Raw genomic sequence first — 20499 nt, forward strand, 5'->3', positions numbered from 1 at the left:
CTAGAGTCGGGCGCAATGGCGATCTGCCTTCTGCCAACAGCGGCAGGCGCCTGGAACCTGTGGAATACAAAACAACAAGAAGCCCATGGCTCCAAGGAGTTGGAACGATGCCCAGCCGTCCGCTCGTGCGTCTGCTGTCTGCGCTCGCGCTCACCGCCCTGCCCCTCATCGCTGCCGCCGACGCCGCCAGCGACCTGCTCAATGTCCATCAGGCCCGCCTCGCCGCCCAGCGCAGCCTCGGCGACTTCTTCATGTTCAATGCGATGGAGGGCGACCAGAAGTACGCCAGGATGGTCGACGCCTCGTCACAGAGCGCCACCGACGCCCTGGGCAAGCTCGGGGAGATGCCCGGCAACGAATCGAAGAAGCTCAAAGCCGAGTTGCAGGATGAATGGAAGGCCTATGCGGGTCAGCTGAAGACGCTCACCGGTGCGCTGGACAAGAGTGGCTACACCGACCTGCAGCCGGTGGCCGACCTCGCCGCACAGAACCGCAAGCTGCTGGATACCGCCGAGCAGCTCTATACCAGGATCCAGGAGGAAAGCGGTAGCAAGGTGCCGCCGCTGACCCAGCAGACCCGCGAGCAGAGCCTGCTGATGCAGGACATCGCGGTGGACTACGCCTCGCGCAACGCTTCGGTGGGCGCCAGCTTCTTCGGCGGTGGCGAGGAACGCCCGCTGGACGATCTGGCCAACCGCTTCGCGATCAACCTGGTGAAGTTGCAACAGGCGCCGCAGACCACGCCGGAGATCGGCCAGGAGCTGCGCGGCGTGGCGATCAAGTGGCGCTACATCGAGAAATCGCTGCAGAACTACAACCAGAACAGCGTGCCCTTCCTGATCAACAAGTACTCCGACCGCATCATCGAAGACCTGGAGAAAGTCTCCGGTCTCTATGCCGCGCAGCAGAGCTGATCGCGTCAGGCATGCTGCTTAAGGAACGTGGCGACTCGCTCCAGGTCGCTGCTGTCGCCTCGCTCGCCCCAGTAAAGCGCCAGGAACTGGGGCGTCGCCTCGACCATGTAGACGTCCTTCGGCAAGCTGGCCAGCGCCTGTGCCAGCTCGGCCGGAGCGCTCGCCTCGCGCCAGCGGTCCAGCCACACTCCCGGCTCGCTCTGCCAATAACACCAGGTCTCGCGGTTCCTGCCACGGGCGCGGTGGTACTGCGCACACTGACGCGGCGGCTGCCGCTCCAGCCAGTGCGGCCACTCCTGCTGCGCCATCTGCATCGCCAGGCCCAGGCGCCTCGCCTGCAGGCGCAGGTCCATCTGCCCACGCTGGCCGCGAGAGGGAATCAGCCAGGTCAGCGGGCTGAGTACCAAAGCGATGAGAAGAATTACCATCCAGGCGGTCATATCGGTTATACCGGTCAAACAGGTCAAGCACGGCCATTGGGGCCATACTGATTACTAACGAGTCCCCCGGAGGAGACGCTCATGCCCTACCAACACATTCTGGTCGCCGTCGACCTTACCGAAGAATGCGATCCGGTGATGAAGCGGGCGGTCGCCCTGGCCAAGGCCAATGACGCCCGGCTCTCGGCGGTGCATGTGGTCGAGCCCATGGCAATGGCGTTCGGCGGCGACGTGCCGATGGACCTGTCGATGCTGCAACAGCAGCAGTTCGACCAGGCCAAGGAGCGCCTGCACCAGTTCACCCTCACCTACGCCGAGATCACCAGCTCCCAATGCCACCTGGTCTATGGCCAGCCGCGCCAGGAGATTCACCGCCTCGCCGATGAGCAGGACTGCGACCTGATCGTCGTCGGCAGCCACGGCCGCCACGGCCTCGCCCTGCTGCTGGGCTCCACCGCCAACGACGTGCTGCACGGTGCGCCTTGCGACGTCCTCGCCGTTCGCCTGCAGAAAACCAGCTGAAACACGCCAGGTAGAATCGGGCCCCGCGGGGCCCGAATCGTTTCAGGCCCCGAGCATGTCCCCGCTCATCAGCAGCGGCCGCACCTTCTGCAACTGCGCCTCCAGCGAATAGCTCATGCTCGAGGCCATGGAGAAGAAGCTGAGGAAAGCCTTCAGGTTCGAGTCGCCATCACAGGTTTCGTGAATGCGCTGCCAGAACGCCTGGTTGACCAGTTGCAGCTGCTGGAACTGCTTTACCAGCCCCTTCAATTCCCAGTCGGCATGCCGCCCTTCGCGGAAGTTGAAGTACTGTCGCATCAGGTAGAGCGACACCGCGCGGAGAATGAACTCCTGATTACTGGCGAACGGCAGGTGCTGCTGCGCCATCGGCTTGAGCTTGCCCAGCAGCGGGCAGGCGCTGGTGGCCATGATGACGCCGAGCAGCGCCCGCAGGCCTTCCTCCAGGCCGGCATGCTTGATGTACTCGCGCTCCGGTGTCCGGACCAGCACCGAGACCTTCTTGAAAGCCGGCAGGCCCCGGAAATCCTCGATCACCCGGTGCAGGTCCACCGCCGCCGGGCAGTGACTGTACTGTCCGGGGTTCAGCGGGCAGTTGCTGCAGCGGTTGTTCTCGAGACGCGTCCAGCGCGGCGTCTGCGCGGCTATTTGAGGGTCGTACTGGCGTTCCAGCTCGATGCGGTAACTGAACTCGTGCTCATCATCCAGGGTGATGCGGTATTCGATTGCCATTCGGCCATCCCTAACAGTCTTTGATCAGCGATTCGCACGGGCACATCGCCAGACCGAACGGATCACTCTTCCAGTTCGGCCCAACGCTCGATCAGCCGGTCCAGTTCTTCCTGCAGGGAACTCAGGCGCGCCAGGGCGGCCTGGGCCTCGCTCTGCGGGCGCTGGTAAAAGTCCGGCGACGCGGTTTCTTCCTGCAGCGCGGCCATCTCCCCTTCCAGGACTTCGATCTGCCCGGGAATGGCTTCCAGTTCGCGCTGCAGCTTGTAGCTCAGCTTTTTCTTCGGCGCCGCTTCAACGGCCGCGCTCACCGCCGCCGGCTGCTCGGGAGCGGGGGCGGCAGAAGGCTTGTCGCCCTTCTCCTCGCCCACACCGAGCAGCTTGGGCGAACCACCCTGGCGCAGCCAATCCTGGTAACCGCCGACGAATTCGCGCACGCGACCTTCGCCCTCGAATACCAGGGTGCTGGTCACCACGTTGTCGAGGAAGGCCCGGTCGTGGCTGACCATCAGCACGGTGCCGTCGAAGGTCAGCAGCACTTCTTCCAGCAGTTCCAGGGTTTCCACGTCCAGGTCGTTGGTCGGTTCGTCCAGCACCAGCAGGTTGGCCGGCTTGCTGAACAACTTCGCCAGCAACAGGCGTGCCCGCTCGCCACCGGAGAGCGCTTTCACCGGGGTGCGGGCGCGCTGCGGGGAGAACAGGAAGTCACCCAGGTAGCTGAGGACGTGGCGATTCTGCCCGTTGATCGTGATGAATTCGCGACCTTCGGAAATGTTGTCGATGACGGTCTTTTCCGGCTCGAGCTGGTGACGCAGCTGGTCGAAATAAGCCACTTCCAGTCGGGTGCCTTCCTTGACGCTGCCAGAAGTCGGCTGCAAGTCGCCCAGCAGCAGCTTGAGCAAGGTGGTCTTGCCAGTACCGTTGGCGCCCAGCAGGCCGATACGGTCGCCGCGCTGCAGGACCAGCGAGAAATCGCGGATCAGCGCCGGGCCGCCCGGATGGGCAAAGCCGGCCTTCTCGACGACGATCACCTGCTTGCCGGATTTTTCGGCCGTCTCCATCTGGAAGCTGGCCTTGCCCTGGCGCTCGCGGCGCTCGGCGCGCTCGTTGCGCATCGCCTTCAGCGCACGCACGCGGCCTTCGTTACGGGTACGGCGGGCCTTGATGCCCTGGCGAATCCACACTTCTTCCTGGGCCAGGCGCTTGTCGAACAGGGCGTTGGCCGCCTCTTCCGCCGCCAGCTCCTGCTCTTTATGCACGAGGAAGCTGGCGTAGTCGCCGTTCCAGTCGATCAGGTGGCCGCGGTCCAGTTCGAGGATGCGGGTCGCCACGGCCTGCAGGAAGGAACGGTCGTGGGTGATGAACAGCACGGCGCCAGGGAAGTCCGCCAGGGCGTTTTCCAGCCAGGCGATGGCACCGATGTCCAGGTGGTTGGTCGGTTCGTCCAGCAACAGCAGGTCGGGCTCGGCCACCAGTGCCTGGGCCAGCAGCACGCGGCGGCGCCAGCCACCGGAGAGCTCAGCGAGGGTCTTGTCGGCCGGCAGTTGCAGGCGACTCAGGGTGGTGTCCACCAGTTGCCCGAGGCGCCAGCCATCGCGGGCTTCGAGGTCCTGCTGGACGCGAGCCAGCTTGTTCAGGTCCTCTTCGCTTTCAATGTGCAGGCTCAGGTGGTGGTAGCGGGCCAGCAACTCGCCGACTTCGGCCAGGCCTTCGGCAACCACGTCGTAGACGGTACGGTCGTCGGCGCGCGGCAGCTCCTGCGGCAGTTCGCCGATCTTCAGCGAAGGCGCGCGCCAGATGTCGCCGTCGTCGGGCTTCTGCTCGCCCTTGACCAGCTTGAACATGCTCGACTTGCCGGTGCCGTTGCGGCCAATGACGCACACCCGCTCACCCCGAGCGATCTGCCAGGACACCTTATCCAGCAGCGGAGTGGTGCCAAAGGCAAGGGACACGTCGGTGAACTTGAGCAGGGTCATTGGGTATCTCCACAAACAGGGCGCGCAGTTTAAGGGAAAGCGCGCAAAAGTCAGAGGGTCGCACACAAACTCGCGCGACGAGACATGCGTCCGGCTTTGCGCGGCGCGTTTCCGGCGGCGCTTTCGCCGTCCTCGCGCAACAGGCTAAGCTACGTAGCAGCGGGCGCGCGCCATCCAGCGCCCACCGATCATCTTCCCGGAAGAGCCATGCGCGGTCGCCTTTTCTCCCTGTTCTCCTGCCTGATCCTCAGCCTGTCCGCTTCGACAGCCCACGCAGCGTCCCTGCCCCAACAGCGCCAGATGTACGACGAGGCGCAGAAGGCACTGGCGCGCAACGACAGCGGCCCGTACTTCAGCTATCAGTCGGCACTGGCCGATTATCCCCTGCAGCCCTACCTCGCCTACGACGAGCTGACCAACCGCCTGAAAAGCGCCAGCAACGCCGAGATCGAGCGTTTCATCGAGCAGCACGGCGACCTGCCGCAGATCAACTGGCTGAAACTGCGCTGGATGCGCCAGCTGGCCGACCGCGGCGACTGGAACACCTTCGTCCGCTATTACGACCCGAAGATGAACTTCACCGAGCTGGACTGCCTTTACGGCCAGTACCAACTGGGCCACGGCAACAAGGCCGACGGTTATGCCACCGCCGAGAAGCTCTGGCTGGTCGGCAAGCCGCAACCCGACGCCTGCGACACGACCTTCGCCCTGTGGCAGGCTGATGGCCAGCTCACCGAGGAGAAGGTCTGGAAGCGGCTGAAGCTGGCGGCCGAGAAAGGCAACTACAGCCTCGCCACCGTGCTCTCCAAACGCCTGCCGACCCTCGGCAGCCAGGGCGCGCTGATGGTCAACGTAGCTCAGAACCCGGCGCAACTGAGCCAGACCACCCGCTTCGGCGCCCGCGACCATGCCACCGCCGACGTCGTCGGGCTGGGCCTGCGCCGGCTGGCCAAGCAGGACCCGGAAAAGGCCATCAACCTGCTCGACTACTACAGCTCGGTGCTGCCCTTCTCCAGCGACGAGAAAGTCTCGATCGCCCGCGAAATCGGCCTGAGCCTGGCGCGTCGCTATGACCCGCGCGCACTGCCGATGATGGTCAAGTACGACCCGCAACTGCGCGACGACACCGTCACCGAGTGGCGCCTGCGCCTGCTGCTGCGCCTGGGCCGCTGGGAAGAAGCCTACGAGCTGACCCGCGCGCTGCCACCTTCGCTGGCCGAGACCAACCGCTGGAAATACTGGCAGGCGCGCTCGCTGCAACTGGCGCAGCCGCAGAACAAGCAGGCCATCAGCCTGTACCAGCCGGTGGCCGGCGAGCGTGATTTCTATGGCTTCCTCGCCGCCGACCGGATCAACGCGCCCTACCAGCTGAACAACCGTCCCGTTTCGCCCGATGCCGGGACGATGCAGCGCGTGCGCAACGCGCCGAGCACCCGCCGCGCCCTGGAGTTCTATGCCCGCGGCGAGATCATCAACGCGCGCCGCGAGTGGTACCACGCCGCCCGCCACCTAAGCCACGACGAGCTGCTGGCCCAGGCCAAGATCGCCTACGACATGCAGTGGTACTTCCCGGCGATCCGTGCGATCAGCCAGGCCAAGTACTGGGACGATCTCGATATCCGCTTCCCCATGGCCTACCGCAACACCCTGGTCCGCGAGGCCCGCAACCGCGGCCTGCATTCGAGCTGGGTATTCGCCATCACCCGCCAGGAAAGCGCCTTCATGTCCGATGCGCGCTCCGGTGTCGGCGCCACCGGCCTGATGCAGCTGATGCCGGCCACTGCCAAGGAAACCTCGAAGAAGTTCGGCATTCCGCTGGCCTCGCCGCAGCAACTCATCGTCCCGGACGTGAACATCCAGCTCGGCGCTGCGTACCTGAGCCAGGTGCACGGCCAGTTCAACGGCAACCGCGTGCTCGCCACCGCCGCCTACAACGCCGGTCCCGGCCGCGTCCGCCAGTGGCTGAAGGATGCGCGCCACCTGGCGTTCGACGTCTGGGTCGAGACCATTCCGTTCGACGAGACCCGCGCCTACGTGCAGAACGTGCTGTCCTATGCGGTGATCTACGGGCAGAAGCTCAACGCGCCGCAGCCCATCGTCGACTGGCACGAGCGCTTCTTCGACGAACTCTGATCCATTACCCGCCCGGCACCCGCCGGGCGTTCTTCATCCCTTCAAGGAAAAGGAAATTCCCATGCGCCAGTCGCTCCTCTCCCTCACCGTCCTGGCCGCCGGCCTGCTCAGCGCGGACCTGGCCCTGGCCGCCTGCGAGAAGCCGCGCAACGCCTTCGATAGCGTGTACTGCCTGAGCACCGAATACGCCCAGGTCGACCGCGAGCTGAACAACGAATTCGGCACCCTGCGCAAGATGCTCAACGACGGCCAGAAGGCCGCGCTGAAGAAGAGCCAGATCGCCTGGATCAAGGACCGTGACGCCCAGTGCAGCTACGAGCGCGACGGCGGCTACTTCGTCAACCTGCAGTGCGCCGTGGACAAGACCAATGAACGCCTGAGCGTGCTGCGCGAACGTGAGCGCGAGTGCCAGAGCACCGGTTGCGTCGACAGCAAGCTGTAAATCCCGCGTCATCCAGCGCGCCCGTCCGGGCGCGCCACTTCAGCGTCATTCCAGCGTTACTCCAGCACTTCCACCGGCATGCCCAGCTTCAGTTCGCCGCGGTTCTCCGCCAACAGGTTCTGGCCGAACATGGCTTCGCCATTGACGTTGCGATAACCCAGCAGGGTCGCCAGCGGCTCGCGGGTGGCATCGCGCTCGCCAGTGTGCGGGTCGATGGTGGTGAGGATGCAGCGCGAGCACGGCTTGGCCACCTTGAAGGTGACGTCACCGATGCGGATGCGTTTCCAGCCATCCTCGGCAAATGGCTCGGCGCCGGTCACCACCAGGTTCGGGCGAAAGCGCAGCATCTCCAGTGGGCGGCCAACCTTGGACGACAGATCGTCCAGCGAGCCCTGGCCGATCAGCAGCAGCGGGAAACCGTCAGCGAAGTGCACGTGCTCGCCGGGTTCGGCGTAGGCGGTATCGACCTGCCGCGCGCGCTGCTCAGGCATCTGCACCAGGCGCACGTCGCGACCGAGGAAGGCGCTCAGCCATTGCGCAGCCGCATCGCCGGCATCCGGCACCTGCAGCATATCGCGCCAGATCAGCACGCCGCGCAGGTTGTCGTCGCGCCCCGGCACGTCCACCAGCAGGTCATCCATGCCCGGCGCACGCAGGCGCAAGGCGGCGAACCCATCCTGCCAACGCGCCTCGATGCGCCCCATCTGCGGCAACAGTCGCTGGGTCAGGAAGCGGCCATTGGATGCCTCCACCACCATCCAGCGTCGATCCCCTTCCAGGCCCAGGGCGTCCAGTTGGACAGCCTCCAGAGGCTCGTAGGCGGTGGACTTGACCGGGTAGCGGTAGAGCTCGCTGAGCGTGAACATCGGAAGCATCCTTTCGTACGGGCGAAAGGGACCTTATACGGCGTGGAACGGGCGCCTAGCAATGGCAACGTACAGTGTAGGAGCGAGCTTGCTTGCGAACGCTTTTTGCCTGGCACATCGGCAGCAGGCGGTTCGCGAGCAAGCTCGCTCCTACAAGAGAAAGATCGGTGTCAGGCGGGGACTTTCTGCAACCGGCGACGCACCACTTCCACCAGTTGATCCGGCTGGAACTTGGAGAGGAAATCGTCGCAGCCAACCTTCTTCACCATGGCGTCGTTGAAACTGCCCGACAACGAGGTATGCAGCACCACGTAGAGGTCGCGCAGACGCGGGTCGTTGCGGATCTCCGTGGTCAACCGGTAGCCGTCCATCTCCGGCATTTCGGCATCGGTGAAGATCATCAGCAACTTCTCTTCCATGTCGTCGCCTTCATCCGCCCAGCGCTTGAGCTGCTGCAGCGCGCGCAGACCGTCGGTGGCGACGTGCAGGCGCAGGCCGAGTTGGCCGAGCGTGTCTCGCAGCTGGGAGATGGCGACGCTGGAATCATCCACCACCAGCACTTCGCGGCCGCGGGTCTGGCTGAGCAACGTGTCGTCCAGGCGGTCGCTGGAGACGCGGGTGTTCATCGGCACGATCTCGGCCAGCACCTTCTCCACGTCGATAATTTCCACCAGGCGGTCTTCGACCTTGGTGATCGCGGTCAGGTAATGCTGGCGGCCGGCGCCTCCGGGTGGCGGCTGGATCGACTCCCAGTTGAGGTTGAGGATGCGCTCCACCCCCCCCACCAGGAAGGCCTGCACCGAGCGGTTGTACTCGGTGACAATGATCGTGCTGTTGGCATCCGGGGTCAGCGCGCGCATGCCGATGGCGCGCGACAGATCGATCACCGGCAGGGTCTGGCCGCGCAGGTTGATCACCCCGCAGATCATCGGGTGGCGCTGCGGGATCAGGGTCAGACGCGGCAGTTGCAGCACTTCCTGCACCTTGAACACGTTGATCGCGAACTGCTGTCGTCCGGCCAGGCGGAAGACCAGGATTTCCAGGCGGTTTTCGCCTACCAGTTGGGTGCGTTGATCGACAGTGTCGAGAATACCGGCCATGCCTGCTCCAGATTCGGAATGAGTCGTGCGGGAACGCTATCGGCCGAATCCTGCGGAACAAGATACTGGCCGTGAGCCATCATGCACGACTTACCCGGTCCGGGCCAGACCGATCAGCCCGTCTGCGTGCCGAGTCGCCCAGTGGACGCGAGCAGCGGCGAGTCCGCCGGCAGGTGCATGGAGAGCGCCGCCGGGCGTACCTCGAAACGCAGCTTGCGGCCTTCCAGCGGCTCGCCGTCGAGGTTGACGTCCAGCCCCTCGCGGGCCTCCACTTCGACCCAGGGCACCCGCGCGCGAACGAAGACGTCCTGGGTGCCAAGACCACCGCCCAGCAGCGCACCGAGGGTACCGACCATGTCCTGCGGCGTCGGCAGGATGCTCACGTCCAGCAGCCCGTCGTCCACGGTGGCCTGCGGACACAGCACATGCCCACCACCCGCCTGACGGCCGTTGCCGATACCCAAGGCAAGGAACTCGCCCTCCCAGCTGAAATCCGGCCCGGTGAAGCGCCCTTGCGCCGCATGCACCTCGGAAAATCGCGTCAACCCGGTGAGCAGATACGCAACGCCGCCGAGCAGCTTCTTCAGGTCTTCCGGGGTGTTGGCGGTGACCTTCGAGCCGAAGCCGCCGGTGGCCATGTTGAGGAACATCTGCCCGTCCACTTCGCCCAGGTCGATGGGCCGCGCCGGCACGTCCAGCAGCGCCAGCGCGGCGGCCGGCTCCAGCGGCACGCCGGCCGCGCGGGCGAAGTCGTTGGCGGTGCCCAGCGGCAGGATCGCCAGGCTCGCCTTGCCGCCAGCCTGGGCCAGCGCCTCGGCGACATCCCGCACGGTGCCATCGCCGCCGCCGGCAATCAGCGTCGTGTAACCCGCCGCCAACCCCTCTTCCACCAGCCGCCGGGCGTCTCCACCTTCCCAGGTCACCCGGACATCCAGCGCTCGACCCGCCTTGCGCGCGTCCAGCACCGCGGCGCGCACCTCGTCGTTGGCGGCTTGTTTGCCATGCAGGATCAGCAGGGCCTTGGGTTGCGTCATGGTGGGTGTCCTCCCGGTGAGTCCATTGGATATGGACTCAGACTAGCGCGAGGACATTTCCTCTCACTTGTTTTGCCCTTCAGGCCGGGTAGCCGGTGATCTCCCGGATGCTCTGGTAGAGCGGCTTGAGCTGCTTGTACATGCGCTGGTAAACCTCGCTGTACAGCCGCTCGTAGGTGCGCTGCGCCTCGGGGCGCGGGTGGAAGACATCGCCGACGCGGGTCATCGCGGCGATGGCACTGGTGAAGTCCGGATAGAGCCCCAGCCCCACCGCGCAATCAATAGCCGCGCCCAGACCGGACGCTTCATAGACGTGCGGGCGCTCCGCCGGCAGGCCGAAGATGTCGGCGGTGAGCTGCATCGCCGCGTCGCTCTGCGATCCGCCACCGGCCACGCGCAGGCGCTGGATGCGAGTGCCGGAGCGCTTCTCGATGCGCTCCTTGCCCTGGCGCAGCGCATAGGCCAGGCCTTCGAGAATGGCGCGGTAGATGTGCGCGCGGGTGTGCACATCACCGAAACCGATGATCGAGCCCTTGGCCTCAAGCCCCGGCTCGCGGATGCCTGGCGTCCAGTAGGGTTGCAGCATCAGGCCCATGGAGCCGGCGGGCACGCTGTTGACCAGTTCGTCGAACAGCTTCTCGGGCTCGACGCCCAGCGCCTCGGCGCGCTGCATCTCGCGCAGACCGAACTCTTGCTTGAACCAGCTGACCATCCAGAAGCCGCGATAGATCATCACCTCGGTGTTGAAGTGATCGGGAATCGCCGCCGGGTACGGCGGGATCAGCGGGATGGTCTCCAGGTAGCGCGAGCGGGTGGTGTTGATGGTCGCGGTGGTGCCGTAGGACAGGCAGGCCACGGTCGGATCGATGGCACCTGCGCCAAGCACTTCGCAGGCCTTGTCGGCGCCCGCGGCGATCAGCGGCAGCCCCTCGGGAATCCCGGTCAGGCGACTGGCCTCGGCGCTGATCTCGCCCAGTTTTTCTCCCGGTTTGAACAGCTCCGGCAGTTGCTCGCGGCGCACGTCCAGCGCCTGCCACTTCCAGTCGCGCGGCGCCGCCCATTGCAGTTTCTTGTAGTCGAACGGCAGGTAGGCAACGCTGCAGGCCACCGAGTCCACGTAGCGCCCGCACAAGCGCTGGGTGAGGAATCCGGAAAGCAGCAGCACCTTGTGCGTGCGCCTGTGGATGTCCGGTTGCTGCTGGGCGACCCAGTTCACCTCCGCCTGGGTGCGGAAGTAGTCCACCGCCCCCTGCGCACCCACCAGCTTGAACAGCCAGCCCCAGGGCCCCTTGATCGACTCGCCCAGTTCGGCGCGGCGCTGGTCCAGCCAGATGATCGCCGGACGCAGTGCCTGGCCCGCCTCGTCAACGTGGATCACGGTGCCGCGCTGGGTCGTTAGCGAGACGCCACGGATGCAGTTGCGATCGATGTCCACGCTGGCCCACAAGCGCTTGCAGGCCTCGCCCAGTTGCTCCCAATAGTAATCCGGGTGCTGCTCGGCCCAGCCGGGCTGCGAGGAGAAATAGGCTTCCAGCTCGACCTTGCCCTTGCCCACCAGGTTGCCCTGGAGATCGAAGAGCAGCGCGCGCACGCTCTGGGTGCCGTTGTCGATGGCCAGCAGGTAGTTCTTGTTATCCATGGGGCTCTCGGTCAGTGGAACCTGGGTCAGTGCGGAAGGCTATAGCAGCGACGCCACAAGGCCAGGTAGTCCTGTTCTTCGCGTTTCCAGCGCGCGTCGTCCCAGCCCAGGCGTGGCTGGCATAGCGCGCGAATCCTCGACAGTTCGTGGGCGCCGCCGTCAGCCAGCAGCAGGCCGATGCGCGTGCGGCGCAGCAGCAGGTCATCCAGGTGCAGCACCAGTTCACCCTCCGCCGCCCAGGCCAACTCGGCCCAGAGCGAATCGGTGTGGCCGATGCATTCGCTGCCCACGGCATTCAGCACCCGCGCCAGTTCCGTCAGCGCGCGGCCATGTCGACCACGCAGGCGACGCTTTTGCGACGGCATCAGCCCCGGCAAATCGACGTCATCGACCGTCTCGAAGACCTGCTCACCTGCCACTTCCAGCCGACGATCCAGCATCGGCGCGCAGGCGGCCAGCACCTCCAGCGCCAGCAAGCGGAAGGTGGTGAGCTTGCCGCCGGCCAGGGTCACGCAGCCGGGCTCGACCCACAGGGCATGCTCGCGCTTCTCGTCGGACGGCTTGAGTGACGGCGCGCCATCGCTGACCACCGGGCGTACGCCGGCCCAGGTCGAGCGCACATCCTTCGCGCTGATCTGCGCCGAGGGGAACTGCTGCGCGCAGGCGGCCAGCAGGTAATCCACCTCCTCGCGGCTGATCGCGGCGTCGTCATCCAGCGTGTTGCGGTGGTCCAGGTCAGTCGTGCCGACCACGGTCGCGCCCTCCCAGGGAAAGACGAACACCGGGCGCTTGTCCTGCCCGTGCATGAAGCTGAAGGCGTGGGCGACCGGCAGACGCCAGGCCGGAATCAGCAGGTGGCTGCCACGCAAAGGGCGGATGTGCTCGCTGCCGTGCTTCTGGCGCAAGCCATCAGCCCAGGCGCCGGTGGCCACAGCCACGGCGCGGGCGCGGAAGGTGAAGCGCGCGCCGCTTTCAGTATCCTCGGCCACCAGCCCCTGCACACGGCCATCGCGGCGATCCAGTTCCATCACCTTCAGGCCATTGAGCGCTTCGCCACCTTCGGCCCGCGCTTCACCGAGTACGCGCATCACCAGGCGCGCGTCGTCGGTCACCGCGTCCTGGAAGCGGGTGCCGCCGAGCAGGCGATCCTCCTTCAGGCCCGGCGCCAGGTAACGCAGCTCCTCCAGGCGATGGAACAGGTGATTGCGCCGCCCGGCCAGCGCGTCGTACAGCGACAGCAGCGTGCCGAACACCCGCGGGCCGGGGAAGCCGCCCTGGTAGTGCGGCATGATGAAGCTCAGCGGATCGACCAGCCCCGGCGCCTCACCCAGCAGGCGCTGGCGCTCACGCACCGAATCGCGGGACAGCCCGAACTGGCCCTTGGCGATGTAGCGCAGGCCGCCGTGGACCATTTTCGACGAACGGCTGGAGGTGCCCCAGGCAAAGTCGCGCTGCTCGATCAGCAGGCAGCGCCAGCCGCGCCGCGCAGCTTCGCGCAGGATGCCGGCGCCGGTGATGCCGCCGCCGACGACGAGCAGGTCCCAGTCGCACGCCGCCAGCACTGGCAGTGCCTCGGCGCGCCACACCGCATTCCAGGCAGGCATCGGCTCAGTCCTGCAGCAGGGTGCCGGGGTTCAGCCGGCCAGACGGGTCGAAATGCCCGGCCAGCGCCTTGATCGCCGCCATGCCCAGCGCTCCCTTCTCCACCGGCAGGTAGGGCGCGTGGTCCTTGCCCACGCCGTGCTGGTGGCTGATGGTGCCGCGGTTGTGGGCGATGGTCTGGCTGGCGGCATGCTTGAGCTTGCGCCAGCGCTCGTAGGTCTCCGCATAACTGGCGGCTGGGCGGAACACGTAGGTGGTGTAGATGCTCGACCCTTCGCCATAGACGTGGGACAGGTGAGTGAACACATGCACGCGCTCACCCTCGGCGGCCAGGCCGTCGCGCAGGCTGGCTTCGATGCGGTTCAGCAGGTTGTCGACGTTGCACCAGTCGGTGGCGGATTCCAGGGTGTCGACCACGTAGCCGTTTTCCCACAGCGCCTCGCGCAGGTAAGGGAACCGGAAGCGGTTCTGCGCCCACTTCTTGCCCAGCAGGGTGCCGGTGAACACGCCGCCGAAACTCTTCAGAATGCGCCGCGCAGCACGCAGCGACGTCGCGTTCTGCGCACGGTCGCCGGTAACGCCGAAGGTCAGCATGCACTTGCCCTCGGCCGCGCCGCGCAGCTTCAGGTAGCGCTCCAGCCAGGCGATCTGCCCCGGATGGCCGGCCAGTGCCAGCTGGGTAGTGGTTTCCACGGCATTGGACAGGCGCAGCATGGACAGCGGCACGCGCGCCTGCACCAGGGTGCGGATACCCTCCAGCGCCTGCCCCCAGGACGGCAGGAACACCGCGTAGAAGCGCTCGTCCTCGGCGATGCGCGTAACCCGCACCTTCACCGACGAGAGAATGCCGAAGCGGCCCTCGGAACCCATCACCACTTCGCGCAGGTCGGGACCGGCGGAGGATGCCGGGAATGTCGGGATCTCCAGGCTGCCGGCGAAGGTTTCCAGGGTGCCGCCCGCGAACAGTTGCTCGATGCGCCCGTAGCGCAGCGACTGCTGGCCGCTCGAACGGCTGGCAACCCAGCCACCGAGGGTGGAAAGCTCCCAGGACTGCGGGAAATGGCCGAGGGTGTAACCACGGGCGCGCAGTTGGCTTTCCACCTGCGGGCCGTTGGCGCCGGGGCCGAAGGTGGCGATCAGGCTCTGTTCGTCCAGCTCCAGCAGGCGATTCATGTGCTCCAGGGAAACGGTCAGCACTGCCTTGTCGGACGTTGGCGGGTTGATGTGGCCGGCCACCGAGGTACCGCCGCCGTAGGGAATCACCAGGCAGTCCCAGAGCTCGGCGAACTTCAGCAGCTCGCGGATCTGCTCGGCGGTCTGCGGATAGGCCACACCGTCCGGGAACACGCCGAATTCGCCTTCGCGCATCGCCAGCCAGTCCGGCAGGCTCTGGCCGCGGGCGTGCAGCAGACGATCGCGCGCCTCGCGCACGACCAGCGGATGCTCGGGCAGGCGCGACGCTGGCACCTTGGCCAGCACCTGCTCCAGCGTGGCGTCCGGCAGCGTCAGGCCCGGGCCGACCAGTTCGGCGAGAAAACCGCGCCCGTTGTCGGGCAGTTCCACCACCGTCGTTTCTTCACCCCAGCCGTTCCAGCGTCGCATGCCCGCTCCTTCTTGTTCAGGGTCTGAACCCGCTATTTCGATTGCTATTTCGGTGCTGCTTGATGGCTGCCTATACTAGCCAGCCGCCCTGCCCTGTCACTGTCGGATCAAGACAGGCGCAGTTGCCGATCGAGACACCCAAGAACAAGAACTCACGCCATGCATTCCCTCGGCTATACATCCGTCCCCGCACTGCTGAAATACCTGCGCCACGCCGAGTCCCTCGGCATGGACCTGGAGGTCGCCCTCGAAGCGGCGGGCCTTGAGCGTTCACAGCTGAACGACAACAGCCAGCGGCTGCCCAGCGAGGCCCACGAGCGCCTGCTGCAGCATCTGTGCGCACACTCCGGCGATCCGCTGTTCGGCCTGCACTCCGCGCGCTTCGTGCAGCCCGGCTCCTGGAGCGTGCTGGGCTACATCACCATGAACTGCGCCAACCTGGGTGAGGCCATGGGCCGCATCATTCCCTACGAAAAGCTGGTCGGCGACATGGGCGTCAGCCGCCTGGAACCGGGGGCGGATCACATCAAGCTGATCTGGAACTGCCGCCACGAGGCCGCGCAGATCCGTCGGCACATGGTGGAGAATGTGCTGGCGTCCTGGCTGCTCTACGCCCGCTGGATCGCCGACACCCACGGTTCGCCCCAGGAAGTCTGGTTCGAGCACGCGCAGCCCGAGGGCACCGACGTCGTCGAATACGAACAGCTGTTCGGCTGCCCGGTGCGCTTCGAGCAATCCTTCAGCGCCCTGCTGGTGCCGCTGCCATTGCTGAGCTACCCGCTGCGCCAGGCCGACGCCAACCTGCTGCGCACCCTGGAAGAACACGCCCTGGCGCTGATGGCCGGGCTGGACGACGACGAACCGCTACCGCTGCGGGTGAAGAACGCCCTGCGCCTGCTGCTCAAGGATGGCCTGCCGCGCAAGGAGCGCGTCGCCGAGCGCTTCGAGATGACCGTGCGCACCTTGCAGCGCCACCTGCAGCAGGCTGGTACCAGCTACCAGCAGATCCTCGACGAGCTGCGCCAGGAACTGGCTGAGCACTACCTGGTGCACAGCGACCTGCCGATCCAGGACATCGCCCAGTACCTGGGCTTCACCGAGTCGCGATCATTCCACCGCAGCTTCAAGGGCTGGACCGACCAGACGCCCGGCGAGTACCGCCAGCAGCATAAAAAAACGCCGGTCTGAGACCGGCGTTTTTCATTGGATAGCGCGGTTTCGCTCCGGCTCTCGGCCCGGACCTGCCCCTTAGGAATGCGCCTACGAAGGCTGGCTCAGTCCAGCAACTCACTGAAGGGAATGAAGGTCAGCCAATCGCCTTCGGCCAGCGTCGTGCCCTCGCGCACTTCCGCCAACCCTTCGGCCCAGGCGGCACTGCGCAGCACGCCGGAGCTCTGGTTGGCAAAAGGCACCGCACGGCCATTCTCCAGGCGCGCACGCAGGTACTCGCGGCGATTGCCCGGCTTGGTCCAGTTGAACCCGGCCGGCACCTGCAGGCGCAGCGGCTCGACCTTTTGCATGCCAAGGCGACGCATCAGGTAGGGCCGCGCCAGCAGCGCAAAGGTCACCAGCGTGGACGCCGGATTGCCCGGCAGGCCGATTACCGGGACCAACTGGTAGTGGCCGACGGTCAACGGCTTGCCCGGCTTGATCGCCAGTTTCCACAGTGCCAGCTCGCCCGCCTCACGCAGGGCTGCACCGAGGAAGTCCGCCTCGCCAACGGAGACGCCGCCGGTGGAAAGGATCAGGTCCACAGTCGACAATCCGGCCAGGGCCGCACGAGTGCGCGCCAGGTCGTCCGGGAGGATGCCGGCGTCCACCACCTCGCAACCGAAGCGCTGCAGCCAGGTGCGTAGCAGATGGCGGTTGCTGTTGTAGATCTGCCCAAGCGCCAGCGGCTTGCCGGGCTCGACCAGCTCGTCACCGGTGGACAGCAGCGCCACGCGCGGACGGCGGCGCACAGTGAGCTCAGCGTGGCCGAGGGATGCGGCCAGCCCGGCCTCGATCGGCCCCAGGCGCGTACCGGCCGGCAGCACGCAGTCCCCCTTTCGGGTTTCCTGGCCCTGCGGACGCACGTGCTGGCCCACCGTGAGCACCTCGAGGAAACGCACGCGGCCGTCTTCCAGCACGTCGACGTTTTCCTGCATCTCGACGCAATCGGCGCCTTCAGGCACCGGCGCGCCGGTAAAGATGCGCACACAGGTACCGGGCTGCAGCGGCTCGCCCGCCTGCCCGGCGAAGATCTTCTGGCTGACCACGAGCGCCTCGCCCTGCCAGTCGGCCTGGCGCAGCGCATAGCCATCCATGGCACTGTTCGGCCATGGCGGCAGGTCCAGCCCGGCCAGCAACGGCTCGGCCAGCACGCGGCCGTCCACCTCGGCGAGCGGCAAGGTTTCGGTGTCGAGGATCGGCGCCTGCTCCGCCAGGCTCAGCAGGCGCGCCAGAGCGTCCTCGACCGGCAGCAGGCCCGGCTTGTCGCAGCAGCTCATCCGCGGCTCTCGCAGGGCGCCGCCTTCTTCAGGTGTGGCACGAAATTGCACGGGCGGTGGCTGGCGTTCAGCTGCTCAGCGAGGATGCCGTCCCAGGCGGTGCGGCAGGCATTGGTGGAGCCCGGCAGGCAGCAGACCAGGGTGCCGTTGGACAAGCCGGCCAGCGCGCGGGATTGCACGGTTGAGGTACCGATGTCGGCCACGGAAATCTGCCGGAACAACTCGCCGAAACCGTCCACTACCTTATCCAGCAGGCAACTCACCGCCTCCGGCGTGCTGTCGCGGCCGGTGAAACCGGTGCCGCCGGTGATCAGCACGACCTGCACCTCGTCCTCGGCGATCCAGGTCGCCACCTGCGCGCGGATGCGATAGAGGTCATCCTTGAGCAGGACGCGGGCGGCGAGAGTGTGGCCGGCGGACTTAAGACGATCGACGAACAGTTGGCCGGAGGTGTCGGTTTCCAGGGTGCGGGTATCGCTGACGGTGAGGACGGCAATGTTCAACGGGACGAATGGCTGCTCGGCCTTGTGGCTCATGATGAGGGCCCTTGCTTGTGAGGTTGGAATGCGCGGTGTTATATCACAGGCCCGCCCCGGAGACCCTGACATGCCACAAGCCCCGCTGTCCCCCTGTTCCGTCCTGATTCTTGCTGGAGGACGCGGCCAGCGCATGGGCGGCCAGGACAAGGGATTGCTGGACTGGCAGGGTCAACCGATGGTCAGCTACGCCGCCGCTGTCGCCCGCCCCTTCGGCGACGACCTGATCATTTCCTGCAACCGCAACGCGGATACCTATGCCCGCTTCGCCGACCGCCTGGTGCAGGACGACAGCCCGGACTTCCCCGGCCCGCTGGCCGGCATCCGTGCCGGCCTGGCCGCTGCGCGGCATACGCATCTTCTGGTATTGCCCTGCGACGCCCCGCGCCTGGATGCCGAGTTGCTGGAGCGCCTGTTGCGTGCCTCGGCCGCGGCGCCGGACGCCGTGCATATGCTGCGCTGCGGGACGCAATGGGAGCCCTTGTTCAGCATCATCCCGGTAGCGATGCGTGCACCAATCGAGCAAGCCTGGAGCCAGGGTGACCGCAGCCCCCGTCATGTCTTCGCGAACCTGGGCCTGCAGGCAGTGGACTGCCCGGCCGATGACCCTCGCCTGGCCAATCTGAATACGCCGGAGCTGCTCTATCACGACCGATAGCGACGTACTCGAAAATTTTCCGGGAACTATGGCGCAAAGCACCCGGTCAGACTTTTCGTACTTTTTTGTTCGCTCATCAGGAGATTCACTCATGAACAAACGGATGCTTCCCGCCTTCCTGCTCGCCCTGGGCTTTGGAGTACTCGCTGGTTGCTCCACTCCGTCCGTCATCACTCTGAACGATGGTCGCGAGATTCAGTCGGTCGACAAACCCAAGTACGACGAAGAATCCGGCTTCTATGAGTTCGAACAGCTGGATGGTAAAACCGCCCGTGTGAACAAGGATCAGGTTCGGACCGTCAAGGACCTCTGATTCTCCCGGCGGTGAAAACGCCCCGCAGGCCCTGAGCGGTCTGCGGGGCGTTCGCGTTTTCATGGGGGCAGAATCTTTTTTCAAAAAATTTTCGCTAACCCCTTGTGCATCAAAAGTTTTTCGGTAGAATGCGCGCCAACAAACGGAGCGTAGCGCAGCTTGGTAGCGCGTCTCGTTCGGGACGAGAAGGTCGCTGGTTCGAATCCAGTCGCTCCGACCAAATCCCGAAAAACCCGCCTAACGGCGGGTTTTTTATTGCTCGCGATTTTTCCTCGGACAAAGAATTCGCAGGCACAAAAGCCCATCCACCAGGACGGGCTTTTTTATGGGCGACTCAGAGTTGCCCGGACTTGCGCAACGCGACTTGCGACAGGGCGCTCCAATCCAGCTCGCCGTCACCGTGGGCGATGGCCTCGAGCAGGTTGTCACGCAGGATACTGGCGAACGGCAGCGGCACACGCTGTTCATGCCCGGCCGACAGCGCCAGGCCGACGTCCTTGAGCCCCAGCACCAGACGGAAACCTGCCGGATCGAAGCGCTGCTCGGCGATCTGCGCGCCGTAGTTGCGGTACACCGGTGCGTTGAACAGGGTGTTGCCCATGATCTCCATGAACTCGCCCGGCGCCACACCGTAGGTCTTCACCAGTGCAGCGCTCTCCCCCATCGCCTCGATGGCGCTGGCGATCATGAAGTTGCCGGCGATCTTCACCGCGACCGCGCGTAGCGGATCGTCGCCCAGCGGCCAGGTCTTCTGCCCCAGCACGTCGAGTAGGGGCTGCGCCTTGGCGATGGCCGACTCGGGGCCAGCCACCAGGATGTTCAGCTTTCCGGCGGCGGCGACATCGGTGCGGCCGAACACCGGCGCGGCGACGAACTCGACGCTCCGCTCCCGGTGCAACTCGATCAGTTCGCCAACGAAGGCGGTAGACAACGTGGCCATGCTCAGGTGCACCAGCCCGGCCCTGGCCGAAGCCAGTGCGCCGCTGTCCAGCAGCACGGCGCGAGTGGAGGCATCGTCTGCCAGCATGGAGATCACCAGTTCGACATCGAACGCCTGCACAGGCGTGCTGGCGGCGATGGCACCCAACTCCACCAGCGGCTCGGCGGCACCGGGGGAACGGTTCCACACGATGACCTGGTGACCGGCCTTGATGAGGTTGGCAGCCATGGCGGCGCCCATGCCACCCAGTCCGAGAAATCCGATCTTCATTGCATTGCGCCTCGCATCGGTTGATTGAGGAGGGGGAAAGCCGCCGAAGGCATCAGCGGCTGAGGAAGGCGGCGACCTGCTCGGCGTCGAAGGGCCAGTTCAGCTCGGCGCCGGAATCGCAACGGCGCAGCACCGGGATGCTCAGGCCGTACTGCTCGACCCATTCCTCGCGGTCGGCGATGTCCACCAGTTCGACCAGCAGGCCGTGTTCGACAAAGGGCATCAGCACGGCTTCGGCGAGTTCGCAGAGGTGGCAGCCAAGGGTGCCGAAGAGTTGGCATTCCGGGGGCATGGCGG

At 65.9% G+C, this 20499-nt stretch carries 20 protein-coding genes and 1 tRNA gene; 8 read left to right on the top strand and 13 right to left on the bottom strand.

Translation table 11 applies throughout. The annotated features are described in order from the left end of the window. Positions 1 to 107: 107 nt before the first annotated feature. Positions 108 to 914 carry a hypothetical protein gene (locus AC1ZV1_RS20515; protein ID WP_484293363.1) on the top strand — a complete coding sequence of 269 codons (807 nt, stop codon included), beginning with the start codon at positions 108 to 110 and terminating at the stop codon, positions 912 to 914. A gap of 5 nt (positions 915 to 919) precedes the next feature. On the opposite strand, the gene AC1ZV1_RS20520 is transcribed toward AC1ZV1_RS20515, so the two are convergent. Continuing rightward, positions 920 to 1354, bottom strand: a complete 435-nt coding sequence (locus AC1ZV1_RS20520) for a hypothetical protein (RefSeq protein ID WP_484293364.1) — start codon at positions 1352 to 1354, stop codon at positions 920 to 922. Between the two features lie 81 nt (positions 1355 to 1435). Here AC1ZV1_RS20520 and AC1ZV1_RS20525 point away from each other — a divergent pair, with 81 nt between their 5' ends. Further along, positions 1436 to 1876: a universal stress protein gene (locus AC1ZV1_RS20525; protein ID WP_024766849.1), complete on the top strand. Its 441-nt coding sequence runs from the start codon at positions 1436 to 1438 to the stop codon at positions 1874 to 1876. Positions 1877 to 1918: 42 nt separating this feature from the next. Here the strand turns inward: AC1ZV1_RS20525 and AC1ZV1_RS20530 are convergent, their stop codons facing one another. Continuing rightward, positions 1919 to 2605, bottom strand: coding sequence for a DUF6901 family protein (locus AC1ZV1_RS20530; protein WP_484293365.1), 687 nt, complete (start codon positions 2603 to 2605; stop codon positions 1919 to 1921). A gap of 62 nt (positions 2606 to 2667) precedes the next feature. Continuing rightward, the gene (locus AC1ZV1_RS20535; RefSeq protein WP_484293366.1) at positions 2668 to 4578 is read right to left on the bottom strand and encodes an ATP-binding cassette domain-containing protein; all 1911 of its coding nucleotides are present in this window, start codon (positions 4576 to 4578) and stop codon (positions 2668 to 2670) included. A 207-nt stretch (positions 4579 to 4785) separates the two neighbouring features. Here AC1ZV1_RS20535 and AC1ZV1_RS20540 point away from each other — a divergent pair, with 207 nt between their 5' ends. Together AC1ZV1_RS20540 and AC1ZV1_RS20545 are read left to right on the top strand one after the other, a co-directional pair. After that, positions 4786 to 6711 (top strand): transglycosylase SLT domain-containing protein, encoded by a 1926-nt coding sequence (locus AC1ZV1_RS20540; RefSeq protein WP_484293367.1) that lies wholly within the window; start codon positions 4786 to 4788, stop codon positions 6709 to 6711. 61 nt (positions 6712 to 6772) lie between these two features. Next, the gene (locus AC1ZV1_RS20545) at positions 6773 to 7153 is read left to right on the top strand and encodes a lysozyme inhibitor LprI family protein (protein ID WP_484293368.1); all 381 of its coding nucleotides are present in this window, start codon (positions 6773 to 6775) and stop codon (positions 7151 to 7153) included. 56 nt (positions 7154 to 7209) lie between these two features. Here the strand turns inward: AC1ZV1_RS20545 and AC1ZV1_RS20550 are convergent, their stop codons facing one another. The 6 genes from AC1ZV1_RS20550 to AC1ZV1_RS20575 all read right to left on the bottom strand — a co-directional run bounded on the left by AC1ZV1_RS20550 (position 7210) and on the right by AC1ZV1_RS20575 (position 14996). Next, positions 7210 to 8019: an MOSC domain-containing protein gene (locus AC1ZV1_RS20550; RefSeq protein ID WP_484293369.1), complete on the bottom strand. Its 810-nt coding sequence runs from the start codon at positions 8017 to 8019 to the stop codon at positions 7210 to 7212. A gap of 170 nt (positions 8020 to 8189) precedes the next feature. Further along, a complete protein-coding gene (locus tag AC1ZV1_RS20555) occupies positions 8190 to 9119 on the bottom strand; it encodes a chemotaxis protein CheV (RefSeq protein WP_484293370.1) in 930 nt (309 codons plus the stop codon). 113 nt (positions 9120 to 9232) lie between these two features. Beyond that, the gene (gene yegS / locus AC1ZV1_RS20560) at positions 9233 to 10153 is read right to left on the bottom strand and encodes a lipid kinase YegS (protein ID WP_484293371.1); all 921 of its coding nucleotides are present in this window, start codon (positions 10151 to 10153) and stop codon (positions 9233 to 9235) included. A gap of 79 nt (positions 10154 to 10232) precedes the next feature. Further along, complete coding sequence (locus AC1ZV1_RS20565) at positions 10233 to 11792, bottom strand: FGGY-family carbohydrate kinase (RefSeq protein WP_484293372.1); 1560 nt, start codon at positions 11790 to 11792, stop codon at positions 10233 to 10235. A 26-nt stretch (positions 11793 to 11818) separates the two neighbouring features. Then, positions 11819 to 13396, bottom strand: coding sequence for a glycerol-3-phosphate dehydrogenase/oxidase (locus AC1ZV1_RS20570; protein WP_484293373.1), 1578 nt, complete (start codon positions 13394 to 13396; stop codon positions 11819 to 11821). 4 nt (positions 13397 to 13400) lie between these two features. Further along, on the bottom strand, positions 13401 to 14996 hold the full coding sequence (locus tag AC1ZV1_RS20575; protein ID WP_484293374.1) for an FAD-binding oxidoreductase: 1596 nt from the start codon (positions 14994 to 14996) through the stop codon (positions 13401 to 13403). A gap of 159 nt (positions 14997 to 15155) precedes the next feature. On the opposite strand from AC1ZV1_RS20575, the gene gliR reads away from it, so the two are divergent. Beyond that, on the top strand, positions 15156 to 16184 hold the full coding sequence (gene gliR, locus AC1ZV1_RS20580; protein ID WP_484293375.1) for an AraC family transcriptional regulator GliR: 1029 nt from the start codon (positions 15156 to 15158) through the stop codon (positions 16182 to 16184). Between the two features lie 86 nt (positions 16185 to 16270). Here the strand turns inward: gliR and AC1ZV1_RS20585 are convergent, their stop codons facing one another. Both AC1ZV1_RS20585 and moaB read right to left on the bottom strand, forming a co-directional pair. Then, a complete protein-coding gene (locus AC1ZV1_RS20585; RefSeq protein ID WP_484293376.1) occupies positions 16271 to 17485 on the bottom strand; it encodes a molybdopterin molybdotransferase MoeA in 1215 nt (404 codons plus the stop codon). Then, positions 17482 to 18021 (bottom strand): molybdenum cofactor biosynthesis protein B, encoded by a 540-nt coding sequence (gene moaB, locus AC1ZV1_RS20590; RefSeq protein WP_484293377.1) that lies wholly within the window; start codon positions 18019 to 18021, stop codon positions 17482 to 17484. The genes AC1ZV1_RS20585 and moaB overlap by 4 nt, the downstream gene beginning before the upstream one ends. Before the next feature lie 70 nt (positions 18022 to 18091). Between moaB and mobA the strand changes: the two genes are divergently transcribed. The 3 genes from mobA (at position 18092) to AC1ZV1_RS20605 (ending at position 19212) form a co-directional block, all read left to right on the top strand. Beyond that, positions 18092 to 18679 carry a molybdenum cofactor guanylyltransferase MobA gene (mobA, locus tag AC1ZV1_RS20595; protein WP_484293378.1) on the top strand — a complete coding sequence of 196 codons (588 nt, stop codon included), beginning with the start codon at positions 18092 to 18094 and terminating at the stop codon, positions 18677 to 18679. Positions 18680 to 18770: 91 nt separating this feature from the next. Continuing rightward, positions 18771 to 18992 (top strand): YgdI/YgdR family lipoprotein, encoded by a 222-nt coding sequence (locus tag AC1ZV1_RS20600; protein WP_017519306.1) that lies wholly within the window; start codon positions 18771 to 18773, stop codon positions 18990 to 18992. A gap of 143 nt (positions 18993 to 19135) precedes the next feature. Continuing rightward, positions 19136 to 19212 (top strand) — tRNA-Pro (locus tag AC1ZV1_RS20605). Positions 19213 to 19326: 114 nt separating this feature from the next. Here the strand turns inward: AC1ZV1_RS20605 and AC1ZV1_RS20610 are convergent. Then, positions 19327 to 20202: an NAD(P)-dependent oxidoreductase gene (locus AC1ZV1_RS20610; protein ID WP_484293379.1), complete on the bottom strand. Its 876-nt coding sequence runs from the start codon at positions 20200 to 20202 to the stop codon at positions 19327 to 19329. A gap of 52 nt (positions 20203 to 20254) precedes the next feature. Further along, positions 20255 to 20494: a glutaredoxin family protein gene (locus AC1ZV1_RS20615; RefSeq protein ID WP_484297595.1), complete on the bottom strand. Its 240-nt coding sequence runs from the start codon at positions 20492 to 20494 to the stop codon at positions 20255 to 20257. Positions 20495 to 20499 lie beyond the last annotated feature (5 nt).

The organism is Pseudomonas sp. BB438 (assembly GCF_057180225.1).